General features: G+C 66.0%; 10 protein-coding genes. 9 read left to right on the plus strand and 1 reads right to left on the minus strand.

Annotated elements, in window-relative coordinates; genetic code table 11:
• Positions 1-40: 40 nt before the first annotated feature.
• The 8 genes from B9P64_RS18840 (at position 41) to B9P64_RS18875 (ending at position 12,210) form a co-directional block, all read left to right on the plus strand.
• Positions 41-1,831 (plus strand): acyl-CoA dehydrogenase C-terminal domain-containing protein, encoded by a 1,791-nt coding sequence (locus tag B9P64_RS18840; protein ID WP_085317721.1) that lies wholly within the window; start codon positions 41-43, stop codon positions 1,829-1,831.
• 14 nt (positions 1,832-1,845) lie between these two features.
• A complete protein-coding gene (locus tag B9P64_RS18845) occupies positions 1,846-4,239 on the plus strand; it encodes a 3-hydroxyacyl-CoA dehydrogenase/enoyl-CoA hydratase family protein (protein ID WP_085317722.1) in 2,394 nt (797 codons plus the stop codon).
• A gap of 14 nt (positions 4,240-4,253) precedes the next feature.
• Positions 4,254-5,486 (plus strand): acetyl-CoA C-acyltransferase, encoded by a 1,233-nt coding sequence (locus B9P64_RS18850; protein WP_085317723.1) that lies wholly within the window; start codon positions 4,254-4,256, stop codon positions 5,484-5,486.
• Between the two features lie 88 nt (positions 5,487-5,574).
• A complete protein-coding gene (locus tag B9P64_RS18855) occupies positions 5,575-6,942 on the plus strand; it encodes a toll/interleukin-1 receptor domain-containing protein (RefSeq protein WP_085317724.1) in 1,368 nt (455 codons plus the stop codon).
• A complete protein-coding gene (locus B9P64_RS18860; protein ID WP_085317725.1) occupies positions 6,939-7,997 on the plus strand; it encodes an AAA family ATPase in 1,059 nt (352 codons plus the stop codon). The genes B9P64_RS18855 and B9P64_RS18860 overlap by 4 nt, the downstream gene beginning before the upstream one ends.
• Entirely contained in the window at positions 7,963-10,881 is a 2,919-nt protein-coding gene (locus B9P64_RS24620; protein ID WP_139826400.1) for a formylglycine-generating enzyme family protein, read from the plus strand. Before B9P64_RS18860 ends, B9P64_RS24620 begins: the two co-directional genes overlap by 35 nt.
• Positions 10,878-11,387 carry a hypothetical protein gene (locus B9P64_RS18870; RefSeq protein ID WP_085317726.1) on the plus strand — a complete coding sequence of 170 codons (510 nt, stop codon included), beginning with the start codon at positions 10,878-10,880 and terminating at the stop codon, positions 11,385-11,387. Before B9P64_RS24620 ends, B9P64_RS18870 begins: the two co-directional genes overlap by 4 nt.
• Positions 11,377-12,210: a formylglycine-generating enzyme family protein gene (locus B9P64_RS18875; protein WP_085317727.1), complete on the plus strand. Its 834-nt coding sequence runs from the start codon at positions 11,377-11,379 to the stop codon at positions 12,208-12,210. The genes B9P64_RS18870 and B9P64_RS18875 overlap by 11 nt, the downstream gene beginning before the upstream one ends.
• A 373-nt stretch (positions 12,211-12,583) precedes the next feature.
• Here B9P64_RS18875 and B9P64_RS24625 read toward each other — a convergent pair whose 3' ends face one another.
• A complete protein-coding gene (locus tag B9P64_RS24625; protein WP_139826401.1) occupies positions 12,584-12,796 on the minus strand; it encodes a hypothetical protein in 213 nt (70 codons plus the stop codon).
• A 40-nt stretch (positions 12,797-12,836) separates the two neighbouring features.
• Between B9P64_RS24625 and B9P64_RS18880 the strand changes: the two genes are divergently transcribed.
• Entirely contained in the window at positions 12,837-15,740 is a 2,904-nt protein-coding gene (locus B9P64_RS18880; protein WP_139826402.1) for a TonB-dependent receptor, read from the plus strand.
• Positions 15,741-15,940 lie beyond the last annotated feature (200 nt).

Here is a 15,940-nt window from a genome sequence, read left to right on the forward strand (position 1 = left end):
CCCATCTTCCCGCCCCACCGCCGCGTACCGGAGAAACCCAATGCCCAGCTACCGCGCCCCGCTCCGCGACATGCAGTTCCTGCTGCACGAAGTGCTCGCCACCGAGTCCGTGCTCGCCGAACTCCCCGCCCACGCCGGCACCGACCGCGCCACCCTCGATGCCGTGCTGGAGGAGGGCGCCAAGTTCTGCGAGCAGCTGCTGCAATCGCTCAACCTGCCCGGCGACGCCGAGGGCTGCCACTACGACCGCGAGACCCGCAGCGTGACCACGCCCGCCGGCTTCGTCGCCGCCTACACGCAATACCGCGACGCCGGCTGGCCCACGCTCTCGGCCGACCCGGACTTCGGCGGTCAAGGCCTGCCCTATGTCCTCAACACTGCCTTCTTCGAGATGGGCAACTCGGCCAACCAGGCCTGGCTGATGTATCCGGGCCTGACCCACGGCGCCTACGAATGCCTGCACGCCCACGGCAGTGACGAGCTCAAGGCGGCCTACCTGCCCAAGCTCGTCACCGGCGAATGGCTCGGCACCATGTGCCTGACCGAGCCGCACTGCGGCACCGACCTCGGCCTGCTGCGCAGCAAGGCCACGCCGCGAGACGACGGCAGCTACGCCATCAGCGGCAGCAAGATTTTCATCAGCGCCGGCGAGCACGACCTCACGCCCAACATCGTCCATCTGGTGCTGGCGCGCCTGCCCGACGCGCCCGAGGGCAGCAAGGGCATCTCGCTGTTCCTCGTGCCCAAATTCATCCCGGCCGCCGACGGCACGCCCGGCGAGCGCAACGCCATCTTCTGCGCCGGCATCGAACACAAGATGGGCATCCATGCCAACGCCACCTGCCAGCTGGTGCTGGAGGACGCGCGCGGCTGGCTCATCGGCGAGCCCAATCGCGGCCTGCAAGCCATGTTCGTGATGATGAATGCGGCCCGCGTGGCGGTCGGCGTGCAGTCGCTGGGCCTGGGTGAAGTGGCCTACCAGAACGCCGCCGCCTACGCCAAGGACCGCCGCCAGGGCCGCGCGCTCGCCGGCCCGGCCGAGCCCGACCAGCCCGCCGACACGCTGCTCGTCCACCCCGACGTGCGCCGCCAGCTGCTCACCGCGCGCGCCTACACCGAAGGCGCGCGCGCGCTGCTCTACTGGACCGCGCTGCAGATCGACATCGAGCATCACCACCCCGACGAGGACGCGCGCAAGCAGGCCGCCGACCTCGTCGCGCTGCTCACGCCGGTGTGCAAGGCCTTCGTCACCGACAACGGCTTCATCGCCACCACGCAGGCGCAGCAGGTGTTCGGCGGCCACGGCTACATCCATGAATGGGGCGTGGAGCAGTTCGTGCGCGACGCCCGCATCAACATGATTTACGAGGGCACGAACGGCGTGCAGGCGCTCGACCTGCTGGGCCGCAAGGTGCTCGGCGACATGGGCACGCGGCTGCGCAAGTTCGGCGATCTCGTTAAGAGCTTTATCGAGGAAGAGGGCGTGAACGAGGCGATGCAGGAATTCGTGAATCCGCTCGCGGATCTGGCCGGCAAGGTGGAAAAGATGACGATGGAAATCGCCATGAAGGCGATGGGCAACCGCGACGAAGCCGGTGCCGCCGCCAGCGACTACCTGCGCATCGTCGGCCACCTGACCTTTGCATGGCTGTTTGCGCGCATGGCCAAGGTGGCGCTGGCCAAGGCCGACGGCGGCGACCCGTTCTATGCCGCCAAGCTCGCCACCGCGCGCTTCTACTTCGCGCGGCTGCTGCCCGAGACCGCCGGGCTCATCCGCGCCGGGCGCTCGGGCGCCGACAACCTCATGGCGCTCGACGCCGCGCTGTTCTGATCCAGGAGCCATCCATGTCCATCCACATCCGCAAGGTCGCGGTGCTCGGCGCCGGCGTCATGGGCGCGCAGATCGCGGCGCATTGCATCAACGCGCGCGTGCCGGTCGTGCTGTTCGACCTGCCGACCGAAGGCAAGCCCAACGCCATCGCCGAGAAGGCCGTGGCGGCGCTGGCCAGGCTCAAGCCCGCGCCCTTTGCCGACCCGGCCGACGCCGGCCTGATCGAGCTGGCCAACTACGAGACCGACCTGCAAAAGCTCGCCGGCTGCGACCTCGTCATCGAGGCCATCGCCGAGCGGCTCGACTGGAAGCGCGCGCTCTACGACAAGGTGGCGCCGCATCTCGCGCCCGACGCGATCTTTGCCACCAACACCTCGGGCCTGCCGCTCGCCGCACTCAGCGAAGGCTTTGCCGAGGAACTCGCGCGGCGCTTTGTCGGCGTGCACTTCTTCAACCCGCCGCGCTACATGCATCTGGCCGAGCTGATCGCGCTGCCCGCGACCGAGCCGGCCATCCTCGACGCGCTGGAAAGCTTCCTCACGCACACGCTCGGCAAGGGCGTGGTGCATGCGAAGGACACGCCCAATTTCGTGGGCAACCGCGTGGGCGTGTTCAGCATCCTGTCGGCCTTCCATCACGCGGCGCGGCTGGGGCTTGGCTTCGACGTGATCGACGACCTGACCGGCAGCAAGCTCGGCCGCGCCAAGTCGGGCACCTTCCGCACCGCCGACGTGGTCGGGCTCGACACGCTCGCGCATGTGATCGCGACGATGGAACGCGGCCTGCCCGACGATCCGTTCCGCGCCCATTTCGGCACGCCGCTGGTGCTCAAGGCGCTCATCGAGAAAGGCGCGCTCGGCCAGAAGACCGGCGCCGGCTTCTACCGCAAGGACGGCAAGGCGATCCTGCGGCTCGACCCGGCCAAGGGCGAATACGTGGCGGCCGGCGGCAAGGCCGACGACATCGTCGGCCGCATCCTCAAGAAGCCCGCGCCCGAGCGCTTCAAGCTGCTGCGCGACTCGACCAATCCGCAGGCGCAGTTTCTGTGGAGCGTGTTCCGCGACACCTGGCATTACATCGCCGTGCATCTGGCCAGCATCGCCAACAGCACGCGCGAAGTTGACCTCGCGATCCGCTTCGGCTTCGGCTGGAGCGAAGGCCCGTTCGAGACCTGGCAGAACGCCGGCTGGAAGCAGATTGCCGGCTGGATCGCCGAGGACATCGCCGCCGGCAAGGCATTGAGCGACGCGCCGCTGCCGGCCTGGGTCGGCGAGATCGACGCCGCCCACGGTGCCGAAGGCTCATGGTCGGCGGCCGAGAACCGCTATGTGCAGCCGCGCGAGCTGCCGGTGTACGGGCGCCAGATCTTCCGCGCTAGCCTTGCCGGCGACGGCAGCGCCGACCCGCGCACGGCCGGCGTCACCGTCTTCGAGGACGAGTCGATCCGTCTGTGGCAGGCCGACGGCGCCGGCCGCGACGAGGTGCTGATCGCCTCGTTCAAGACCAAGATGAACACCATCGGCCCGGGCGTGATCGCCGGGCTGCACAAGGGGCTGGACCTGGCCGAGGCCAATTACAAGGGCCTCGTCATCTGGCAGCCGGCCAGCCTCACGGGCGGGCCGTTCTCGGCCGGCGCCGACTTGCAGGCGATGCTGCCGGCCTTCATGGCCAAGGGCCCGGCCGGCATCGAGCCGGCGCAGAAGGCGCTTCAGGACGTGTTCCTGCGCATGCGCTACGCCAGCGTGCCGACGGTCGCGGCGCTCGCCGGCATCGTGCTGGGCGGCGGCTGCGAGCTGGCCGTGCATTGCGCCAAGCGCGTGGCGCATCTGGAGAGCTACGTCGGGCTGGTGGAGATCGGCGTCGGCCTGCTGCCGGGCGGCGGTGGCAGCACCTACTTGGCGCGGCGCGCCGCCGAGCTGACGCCCGAGGGCGGCGATCCGCTGCCGGTGCTCAAGCACTTCTTCACTGGCGTGGCGATGGCCAGCGTCGGCACCTCGGCGCTGGAGAGCCGCAAGCTCGGCTATCTGCTGCCCGACGATCCCATCGTGCTCAACATCCACGAGCTGCTGTCGTCCGCCATCGAGACCGCGCGCGGTCTGCATGGCGCCGGCTACCGCCCGCCGCTGCCGGGCCGCACGTTTGCGGCGGCCGGCCGCTCGGTGCTGGCGACCATCCGCGCCCAGCTCGTCAACCTGCGCGACGGCGGGCTCATCACCGCCTATGACGAACAGCTCGCCGCCACCATCGCCGAGGTGATGTGCGGCGGCGCGGTCGAGGCCGGCTCGCCGGTGGACGAGGCCACGCTGCTGGCGCTGGAGCGCAAGCATTTCGGGCGCCTGCTGGGCAATGCAAAAACGCAGGAACGGATCATGAGCTTGCTGAACGGCGGCAAGCCGGTGCGCAACTGAACGAGGAAACGAAGATGACCCAGCAACTCCAGGACGCCTACGTCGTTGCCGCCGTGCGCACGCCCATCGGCAAGGCACCGCGCGGCATGTTCCGCAACACCCGGCCCGACGATCTGCTCATCCACGCGGTGCGCGCCGCGCTGGCCAAGGTGCCGGCGCTCGACCCCGCGACCATCGACGACATGATCGTCGGCTGCTCCTTCCCCGAGGGCGAGCAGGGGCTGAACGTGGCGCGCGTGGCCGCGCTGCTGGCCGGCCTGCCCAGCAGCGTGGCCGGCGCCACGGTCAACCGCTTCTGCGCCTCGGGCCTGACGGCGGTGCAGATCGCCGCCGACCGCATCCGCACCGGCGAGGCCGAGGTGATGATTGCCGCCGGCGTGGAAAGCATGTCGATGGTGCCGATGGGCGGTGGCAAGCCGTCGTTCAACCCGGCCATCTTTGCCGGCGCCGGCGAGAACGCGGCCATCGCCTGGGGCATGGGCCTGACCGCCGAGAAGGTGGCCCAGCAATGGAAGGTGAGCCGCGAGGATCAGGACGCGTTTGCGGTCGAGTCGCACCGGCGCGCGATCGCGGCGATTGCTAGCGGCGGCTTTGCCGACGAGATCGCGCCGTTCGAGATTGCGGAGACCTTTGCGCGGCTCGGCACGGCCGAGACCGAGGTGCGGCGCCGCCTCGCCGGCGTGGACGAAGGCCCGCGCGCCGACACCTCGCTCGAAGCGCTGGCGCGGCTGCGGCCGGCGTTTGCCGCGCCCAAGGACCCGAGCGGCCGCGCGACCGGCTTTGGCAGCGTGACCGCCGGCAACAGCTCGCAGACCTCGGACGGCGCGGGCGCGCTGGTGCTGGTGAACGAGGCCACGCTCAAGCGCTTTGGTCTGGTGCCGCTGGCGCGCTGGGCCGGGTTTGCGGTGCGCGGCGTGCCGCCGGAGGTGATGGGGATCGGGCCGAAGGTGGCGATTCCGGCGGTGCTGGAGCGGGCGGGCGTGGCGCTGGGTGACGTTGGCTGGATTGAGCTGAATGAGGCGTTTGCTGCGCAGTCGCTGGCGGTGATCCGGGAGCTTGGGCTCGATCCGGTGAAGGTAAATCCGAATGGGGGGGCGATTGCGTTGGGGCATCCGTTGGGGGCTACTGGCGCGATTCGGAGTGCGACCGCGATTCATGGGATGCGGCGGACGGGGGCCAGGTACTCGATGGTGACGATGTGCATTGGGACGGGGATGGGGGCGGCGGGGCTGTTTGAGGCGGTGTGAACAGCCTCCGGACATCGGGCACCTAATTCGCGTGCAGCAGCATCGCGATCGATAACATATCTGGCGTCAACATTAGTTTGAGGCTGAGATGGCTTTTAATCGCGATGCTTATTACAACGACTTGCTGAAACAACTTGGAGGAATTCAGGCAAAGCAAAGGTTCGCCGGGCCATTCGTCGCACAGCTAATAGATTTGATCTCGGAAAAACTTCCCGGCGTGTGTATCAGAAATCTCTCTGAAGTAGAGATCGTTGCGCGATGCTTTGCTGATATGCCGGATGCCAGGGTTGAAGTTTTATTCTGGATGTTGTGTCAATTGGTCGCGCCAGAGAATCAACATGATGTTCGGGTCATATCCGAGCATGAACTTTGCTGGATAGAATTTCTTCTTGTCTACGCTGCAAAACGATGCGTCGACGAAAATCTAGTTCGAGCGAGTTTAAGTGATGTAGGAGATGCGGGGTATAACAACGGATCCTATGTTCACGCAAGCCATGCGGAAAGCGAATTGTTGTCGGCGATTGTGGTGGCCGGGGTGCTGGGTTTGAATATTCGTGTGTCTGATCAGGCTGCTGTTTTCAAAGATGCTTTTGTAGTTGATGTTCCGGCAAAAGGCGGGTTTGAAAATATAATACTCGTTGCGCTGTACAATATTTTTGCGGATCGGTCTGGTAAAAATAGAACTACTCTAAGTGCTCTCGATTCTGATGCAATTGCGGATCTAAGAACTATGTTTTTCAATGCCCGCGAGGCGGGGCGTGCTGGCACTGTGCACTTGCGATTGAGCGCGGCAGCTCAACCCTCTTCTGGGCAGGCTGCCACCATAGCCATGGGCGTGGCCAGAGCTATCAATTCAATTGTCATCCGGCCCGCCGATGAGGGCATGGCGTCGATTTTCTTGCAGAGTGTTCGACTTTCAAGCGCGGATTTAGCATCGAGAATTAGATGGGTCGTCGGTGGAATTCACACTGCCCGTGCTGTCAACAATTCGAAGGGAAAATCTGGTCTGCAAAGTTCATCGCAAGCTGCATCCAGGGATATGGTGTACGACTTGTTTGTCAGCCACGCATCAAAGGATTGCAAATCATTCGTTGATGATCTGGTGGCTGAGTTAAGGAAGAGAGGGCGGATAATCTGGTATGCGAAAGAGCAGTTAAAAAATGGTGATGATGTCGCTCAGGGAATTGATAAAGGGTTGAAAGCATCAAAATTTGTGCTCGCTGTTCTCAGCAAAAATTATTTCGTCAGTGGTTGGGCTATGGCTGAGGTGTATGCTGAACTTGATTTTTCTAAGAGTACCGGTCGTAAGCGAGTTCTTTTGGTCAGGCTCAATATGAGTCAGGAAAAGTTGTATGACGATAGCCGCCTGTTTTACGCGCTGCTTTCAGCGAATTCGGAAGATGGTATGGCAAATGTTGTCGATACATTGGAGAGTGCTATGAGTCCTGCACAATGAAGAATTCAGCGATATTCCCCGGGGTTTTCGACTGCTTCGCCCTTGCTTCAGGATCCATTGAGGAATTGCCTGAGGATGACCGATTCCCGCAGGCTTGGCATGCTTGGGGCGCTGATGAAACCCGTGCGCTTACGCTTGCTTGGGCGAGTTTGCGTCCGCTGCTTGTGCGTGGTGAGGCTGGGAGCGGAAAGAGCCAGATTGCGCGTGCAGCTGCGCATCTATTTGGCGTGCCGCTTTTCGTCGAAGTCATTCACCCGCGCTTTGAAGCGAGTGACCTCAAATACCGCGAAGACGTGGTGCGGCGTTTGGCGCATGCTCAGACGATTGGCGCAATCCGCTCGGTGGATGTCAATCCTGACAAGCTAGTTGACTGGCTGAAAACAGAACTCGATCCGAGTGAATTCAGCTCAGAGGGAGCTATTTGGTCTGCAATGAAGGCTCCGGTTCCGGTAGACGGTGAAGGGCGCCCTCGCCCTGCCGAGTGGCCTCGTTCCGTCGTGCTGATCGACGAAATCGACAAGGCGGATGCGGACGTGCCTAATGCATTGCTTGACGTGCTTGGCAACCGCAGTTTCAAAGTGCCGTGGCTCTCCAAACAGGTGTCCTGCGAAAGCCATTACCCGCTTGTGATCGTCACAACCAATGAGGACCGTGAATTGCCGGCTGCCTTTGTGCGCCGCTGCATGGCGTTGAACGTGAAGCCGGCGTCGAACACACGGCAGGATTTCGTGCAATGGCTCGTTGACCGGGCGCGTGCGCATCGGCCTTTGCGTGTGTTCGATGTCGCTGCCGCTGTGCCGGAGGGAGATGCGGCGCAAGCCAAGCCGGCCACGGTGCTCGAACTCGCGGCCGTCCAAACCTGGGCCGACCGGCAAACTGCTTTGCATGACGGTCTGCCGACCGTGGGCCTCGCCGAGTACCTTGATCTGCTCTACGGCTTGTTGCGCTTGTCGTCGGGCGATGTTGTGCGCGCGGTCGTGCTGCTTCGGGAATTGTCAGCTTATGCACTGGTAAAGCATCGTGAGCAAAACCAGCAACGCCCGCCTGAGGGCTGAATCGTCAGGCAGAGCGCAACGCGTCGCGCGCGGCCCGATTTCGCGCGCCGATTTGCTCGATGCCTTGCAGTTGGGTTCGCTTGACTGGTTCGCGCTACCGGGCAGTCCCGATGCCGAAGCGCCGGGCTTTCGTCTCGAGCCAGAGCGGCCACCAGTCTCGCCGCCGTCATCGCGTGTGCTGCTGCCGACCGTTCCCGACAGTCCGGTCAAAACCAGACCTCCCTTGCGAATGCCGCAGGAGTGGGCGGTGGTGAAGGATTCGGCCACCGAAATTCCTCGCGACTTTCCTGCGGTGCCGGGCGAGCCCGTAGCGCGGCCAGCGGTCCCGCCCGAGCCTCGTCCCAGCGGCAGCGACGCCCAAGCAGCTATTGAGCGCGGCACGCGCGAAGACGGGGATCGGCTCTGGGCGGTGCTGCGCGAGCCTTTGAAGGCAGCGCTGGATCGCTCGACGCAGGAGCACTGGCGACGGTCGGTGGACTGGCGGCGCGCGGTTGAGCGTTTGGCGCGCGGCAGCGATCTGCTGCCGCTGCCGCGTCAGTCTTCCCGCCGCTGGCCAGGCGAACTGACGCTGCTGCTCGACCTGCGCAGCACGAGCCTCGTACCGCTGTGGCGCGAGATCGTCGAACTTGTTTCTCGCGTGCGCCGCGTGATCGGTATTCGCGCAGTGCAGGTGGCCGAGTTCTGCAATGACCCGAAGCTGCCGCCGCATGCATGGGTGCGGGACAAGATCAGGCAAAAGCCGCTTGCATGGCGTGACCTGCAGGACAGGTCGGTGTTGGCGATCAGTGATTTCGGCGCAGCTGACGCCGTGCGCCACGCCGCGTTTGAGGGCTGGCTGCGTGCACGGGCAAAAGCTGGCACGCAGGTGCTTGCCCTGCCTTTGCGTGCGAATGCCTTGCCGGCCGCCGGCAGAGCGGCCTGCCACTTGCTCCACTGGCAAGCCGCCACGGCGGCGGATGACCGTGCGGTGGCGAGCCTGCTGGCGCTGCTTGCGCAATGCGGTGAGGTGAGTTTTCCGCTGCTGCGATCACTGGCCACGCTGGTGGCGGGCAAGGCCGGTGCAGCGCTGGCGTGGCAGGTCTGGAACCACCCGATGGTCGAGAAGCTCAACCTGTGCGACACGCGACTGGCGCCGAATGCCATGCCGGCAGCCGAGGCCGATTTGCGCTGGCTCCCAGCCCGGCTGCGCTGGCAGGCGCATCGGTTGCGCCGGTTGATGCAAGCGGACCTGTCGGAAGCCGACGAGCACATGGCTGTGCTGCGCGCCGAGCAACTCGCGCTGCCGCTCAACGATGCAGCGCTCTGGTACGAACTGGGTGATGGCGCGCGGACGCAGTTCGAGGCGGAGCTGACACTGGCGCGCCATTTCCTCACTGAGGACTGGCCCGCACGTTTGCGCGCAGTTTCGGCCGAGCAACGAGATCCGCTAGGCGCAGGTTTTGCCCTGCTGTTGTCGGATGCGCCGCGTCGGTTGCTCGAAACGTATGCAGCTGAGTTTGGCGTGCTCAGCGGACTGGTCAATGAAGCAGCCCTTCGGCGTGGTGGTGCGGTTGCGGTGTACGGCGAGGTGGTGCTGCCGTCTTTGCCTTCCGATGAAGGGGGCGCGCGTCAGTCCTGGTATTTGAGGCAGCAGGGCGCAAAGCTGCTTGCTGTTCCACCCGAACGGATCGCGCGCGAGGTAGCAGGCGCTGGATCGATCTCTTTGCCAAGGCACGGGCGAAGGCTGGTCCGTCTGCCCCTTCAGGGTGGCGAGGGTGTAGTCATGCAGGTCGAGGTTGCCGGTGTTGTACGGCAACACCGGCTTGCCGGCCGTGAGCCGATCGAGTTGACGAATCTTTCCCGGGTGAAGGGGGCGGTGGTGCGTTTGCGCGCACCCGGTCGCGAGGTGGTGCTCGGCGCGGTGCGGCGGCCGTCCTGGGCCGACGGCTTTTCCGCCGGGGCGGGCGGCTTGCGATTCCACTTCAGTGCGCCTTGGGGCGAGGCGCTGACACTGGATGCGACTGGCGGCGACTTGCTGCGCATCGACAAGCGCGCCGCGCCGGCATTCGGCCATGACGTTTACGGCCTTTACATGGGCCTCACCCTAGCCGGCATCGACCAGCGCTTCCGCTTCATCGAGCCGGGCGGCTTCTGGATGGGCTCGCCGGATGGCGTGGGCGATGACGACGAACATCCGCAGCATGAGGTGCAACTGACGCGGGGTTACTGGCTAGCGGACACGCCGTGCACGCAGGAGCTGTGGGAGGCGCTGACGGGAGGCAACCCGAGCGAGTTTAAGGAGGGAGCCGACGCGGCGAGGCGACCGGTGGAGCAGGTGAGCTGGGATGATGTGCAGGATTTTCTGGGGAAGTTGAAGGAGCACCTGCCGGAGGGAGTGGAAGGTGCACTGCCAAGCGAAGCGCAATGGGAGTACGCGGCGAGAGCGGGAAGCGAGACGGCGTACTGGTGGGGGGACGAAGAGGAGTCGGGCCGAGCGAACTGGAACGGTGAGCAGGAGGGCACGACGGAAGTGAAGAAGTACGAGGCGAATCCGTGGGGTCTGTACGACGTGCATGGAAATGTGTGGGAGTGGTGCGCGGGAGGAGCAAGGGAGTACGGACTGGAGACGGAGTCCGATCCGGAGGATCGACAAGAACAAGAAGTGAAGAGCCGCGCTTTGCGCGGCGGCGCATGGGGCGGGCCGCCCGGCAGTGCCCGGTCGGCCTGCCGCAGCGGCGACCACCGCGGCTACCGCTGGTACGGCTTCGGCTTCCGACTTGCCCTGAGGTGCATGAGCCCAGCCCGGCAGGTGGCCTCGGAGGGGCCGGTTTTGGGGGCTGGAGGAGCCGCCGTCGAAAAACCCGTCCACAAGCCCGAGAAGAACTCACGCCCCAACAAGCCGTGACCATCCACCACTTCGCGATCCCCGCGCTACGCCCCGAGCCGGCGCAATCCGAGCTCAACGCCTCTCTCGCCGCCGCGCGCGTGCTGGCATTGCGGCGCGCATTCGTCGCCGACGGTGCCGAGTCGTTCTGGGCCGTGTGCGTTGAGGTGGCGCACGGCCCGGCACTGCTGCCGCCGACCTTGCGCGCGCCGGGTGGCAAGGGCGGCGCCGGCCGGTCCGGCGCTGCTCAGGTCGACCACAAGCAACTGCTGTCCGACGCCGATTTTGCCGGCCTGCGCAACCACAACCACCGCGACAACCGCTGGAACGACAACGGCTTCCGGCTTGCCCTGAGCTTATGCGCGCCCGGATCGGCGCGCCGGACCAGGCGGCACCTGGTCCGGGCCATCGGCTCGGCAAAGCGCAAGGGCCCCGGGGGGCTGGTAGGCAAATGGCCGGGCAGCGGCCCGCGCCGAACGTCCCCCGGGAACCCGGCCAGGCTCACCGGACCGCGCCATGTGGACTGACCCCGCCGACAGCCAACGCGCACCGGCCGACTTCCCGCCGGTGTGGGCCAGCGGCTGGGGCGACGACCGCCACGGCCTGTTCGCCGATCTGCGCGTCGGCGCGGTCGTGCAGCGGTTTCGCTGGATCGAGCCGGGCGGCTTCTGGATGGGCTCGCCGGACGAGGAGCGCGCGCGGCTGGATGAGCAACTAAAGAAGTTCACAGGTGATGAATCGCCGCGCCACCGGGTGGAACTGACGAGCGGCTACTGGCTAGCGGACACGCCGTGCACGCAAGAGCTGTGGGAGGCGGTGACGGGAGGCAACCCGAGCGAGTTCAAGGAGGGGCCGGAGGCGGCGAGGCGTCCGGTGGAGCAAGTGAGCTGGGACGACGTTCAGGGATTTCTGGGGAAGCTGAAGGAACACCTGCCGGAGGGAGTGGAAGGAGGGTTGCCGAGCGAAGCGCAATGGGAATACGCGGCGAGGGCTGGAAGCCAAACAGCGTACTGGTGGGGAGACGAAGCGGAGGCAGGCCGTGCGAACTGGAACAGGGAACAGGGAGGCACGACGGAAGTGAGGAAGTACGAAGCGAACCCGTGGGGCTTGTACGACGTGCATGGAAACGTGTGGGAGTGGAGCGCAGGAGGACCAAGGCAGTACCGCCTGGAGACGGAGTTCGATCCGGAGGATCGAGAGGAAGGAGAGGGCCGCGCCCTGCGCGGCGGCGCGTGGAACCTCCCGCCCGGCATCGCCCGGTCGGCCTCCCGCCTCCGCGCCCGCCGCGACTTCCGCTGGAGCGGCGGCGGCTTCCGGCTGGCCCTGAGGTCCGTGAGCCCAGCCAAGTAGGCCCGGAGGGCCTCAAGGGGCCGGCGGAGCCGGCCCGCGCGATGCCGGGACGGCATCGCGCCGCCAATTCCCACTGCGGATTTGCAGTCGCGGCATTGCCGCGACCGCCGCGAATTGCAACCTCCGCAATTCCACCCGCCAATCCCCCGCAATTCGTGCCAATAGTCACATTGCAATTGAATCGCCAGCCACATCCAAATCCCCAAAGCCCCCTGCTGCCAACCCCGCAATTCCAGCCAAAACGGCAATTGCCAGCAATCCCCATGCCGCACTGCCCAAAGCCATCAACCCCCGCCTATATCCATCACAACCATAGCCACCACCCCACCGCCAATACCAATCAACCGCAAAAAACCCCAGCAAATTCATGCCTCTAGGCAATAACTAATCGCCCCGGTGCCGCATGACTGTTTCCCAGCAAACGCTTCCGAAATGTTGCGCGGTATTTCGCAACTTCATGTTTCAGAAATGGGTTATCCGGCCCAATCCCATCCATCGGTATTTCCGCCAGCAATGCAATTTGCTGGCTCAATGCGGCAAAACCGCCGCAATTCGCTGCTGCGCGCAATTCGTCGGCAAATGGCATGGGCGTTGCCTTGGGGCTCAAAGTTCTCAAGGAGCTTTCCGTGTCTTATTTCGCGCCCTTTCGTCTTTCTCCCCTGGCATTGCTGATTGCCGCCGGTCTGGCGGCGATGCCGGTCGCGCAGGCGGCCGACGCTGCTTCGTCCGAACAACTCAAGGCCGCGCTCGACCGCGTGAATGCCGAGTCGCGCCGGCTTGAGGCCGAGGCTGCCCGGCTCACGCGCGAGTTGCAGGCGCGCGGCAGCGATGCCGGCGCGGCCACGGCGGGCGCGGTATCGGCCCAGGCCGCCGGCAGCGCCGAGGCCGCCGGCGCGGCCGGTGCTGCGGCAGGCGCGCCGGCTGCCGCCGGTGGCGATGCGCCCGCGCTCCAGGCCGTGACCGTGCGCGGCCGCAACCGGCTGGCCGCGCTCAAGGAGGTGCCGGCGTCCAGCTCGGTGGTGGCGGGCGAGGAGCTGGAGCGGCTCGGCGCCGATTCGATGCGCGACATCACCCGGCGCGCCGCCAATGTCACGCGGCAGAACAGCAGCAATGCGCGCAGCGCCGACCTGTCGATTCGCGGCATCGGCCGCAAGGGCTCGTCCGAGGCGCAGGACCCGAACGTGGTCATCACGATCGACGGCGTGCCCTATGCCTATTCGGGCCTCGCGTCCTGGGACTTTGTCGACATCGATTCGGTGGAGGTGAAGCGCGGGCCGCAGGGCACGTTCGGCGGCAAGAACGCGAGCATCGGCGGGGTCAACATCACCACCCGCGCGCCGTCGTTCACGCCGAGCGCGGAGGGCTCGATCCGGCTCGGCCAGCGCGATGCGCTGTTTGCCACGGCGGCGCTCGGCGGCCCGGTCATCGACGATCTGCTGGCCTGGCGCGGCACCTTCTACATCAGCAAGCGGCGCGGCGAGTACTTCAACACCTACGACGCCGGCGACAGCAGCTACACCGACCGCAACAAGCTGTCGGGCAAGCTCCAGTTCCTGCTCCAGCCCAGCAGCGATTTCTCGGCGCGCTTCATCGCCGACCTTCAGCCGCGCACCTTCCAGAACGACAACGGGCTCAACTTCTTCCACCGGCCGCCGGCCACCTATTCCAACGGCACGCCGGTCAATCTGGCCAACGATGCGGGCACGCGGCTGGGCCGGCGCTGGTTTGGCCAGCTGGGCAGCTACAGCTATGCGGGCGGCTATCTCAACTACGACACCGGCACCCAGAACCAGGATGAGCAGCGCGCCTTGCAGACCGGCACGCGCGGCCTGTCGGCCCAGCTCAACTGGCAGCTGAGCGACAGCACAAAACTCACCTCGATCAGCGCCTGGCGCGATCTTTACTTCGACGCGCGCAACGACGAGGGCACGCCGTTCGACATCTCGACCCAGGGCGGCGGCGGCGTGCGCTATGCGCAGATCACGCAGGAACTCAAGCTCACGTCGGCGCTCACCGACGATCTCGACGGCACGGCCGGGCTGTTCTTCATCCGCAACCGGCATTACGTCGATTCGAAGACCGGCTGGGGCTCGGATGCGGGCGCCTGGTTTGCCAACGCGGGCCAGTACTCGCGGCTCGATGCCGATGCGGCCGGGCGCTATCTGCTGACCAATTCGCTGGAGCGGCTGCGGCGCTCGGGCACGGCCACCAGCGTGAACAAGGCGCCGGCCATCTTCGGCAACCTCAAGTGGCAGGTCAGCGATCCGCTGACGCTCAATGTGGGCGGCCGTCTCACCTTCGAGAACCGGCGCGGCAGCAATTACGTGGGCATCGCCGACAACGGCTTTGCGCCGGAGCTGAATCCGTCCATCGCCAGCTCGGGCGTGGCGCTCGGCGGCTTCGACTCGTACTACAACTCGGGCACGTCGGCGGTCAGCGTGCTCGACGGCAGCGTGGTGAAGGCCGGCACGCCGGGCGCGGTGGTGGTGGCGCCGGGCACCTCGGCGCTGACCACCAGCACGCTCGGCGGCAGCCGGCTGGCGCAGGCCAATGCCCAGGCCAATGCGGCGGCGCTCAAGTACTTTGGCGTGGCCTCGTGGGCGGCGCTCAGCAATGCGCAAAAGCGCCAGCTGTACGACGCGCAATCGATCCGCAAGAGCCAGCTCGGCCTGCTCTACAACCGCGCCAATGCCGAGCCCTTCCGCCAGACCCAGCGCACCTTCACCTTCAGCCCGAGCTGGAAGTTCAGCGAGGAGGTGACCGGCTATGTGAGCTATGCGCATGCCGAGAAGGCGGCGGTGGTGCAGTACCTCAACAACTTCTCGGCCACCACCAGGCCCGAGAAGTCGGACCAGTACGAGATCGGCCTCAAGTCGACGCTGCTCGACCGCACGCTGACGCTGGCGGCCGACGTGTTCCAGGCCAACATCCGCGACTACCAGCAGCAGGCCCAGGTGGTCGATGCCTACACCACGGCGCTCAACAACGACGGCACCACCTACTACAGCGCGCTGACCGGCAATGCGCCCAAGGTGCGGGCGCGCGGGCTGGAGGTCGATGCCTTCTACAGCGGCATTCCGCGCACCACGCTGCGGCTGGCGGCGGCCTGGAACGATGCGCGCTACAAGGTGTTCACCAACTCGCCGCAGCCGCCCGAGAACGCCTACAGCGGCGCGCCGGCCTACCGCGATCTGAGCGGCCGCACCTTGCCGGGCGCATCGAAGCTGTCGGCCAATTTCGGCATCGACTACCGCCAGCCGCTGGCCGGCGCCAACGAGCTGTTCGTCGATACCAACTACGCCTGGGTCAGCCGCTACAACAGCGACGTGACGCTGTCCGACTACGGCTGGATCGGCGCCTATGGCGTGACCGACGTGGGCATCGGCATCGGCCGGCGCGACCGCGCCTTCAACGTGACGCTGCTGGGCAAGAACATCTTCAACACCGAGGCCAAGGCCTACGGCTTCAACTCCGGCACGCTCGACACGACGGCGCGCTGGATCGGGCTGGTGGTGAGCGGGAAGATCTGACGGCGGCGGGCCGCTGCTGCCGGCGGTTGGTAGCGGCGGCATCGGCCGGCGGGCGGCGACCGGTGGCAGCTGCATCGCCCGGCGGGCGGCGCGGTCCTTGATCGCAACGCGTTCCGCGCCGGCCGTGCTGCGCGGACAATGGCGCCAGCGCCTGCGCATCCGGCCGACTGGCCGGACCGCGCGGGCGTTTCCGTTTTCTT

The organism is Derxia lacustris (assembly GCF_002105195.1).
Lineage (GTDB): Bacteria > Pseudomonadota > Gammaproteobacteria > Burkholderiales > Burkholderiaceae_E > Derxia > Derxia lacustris.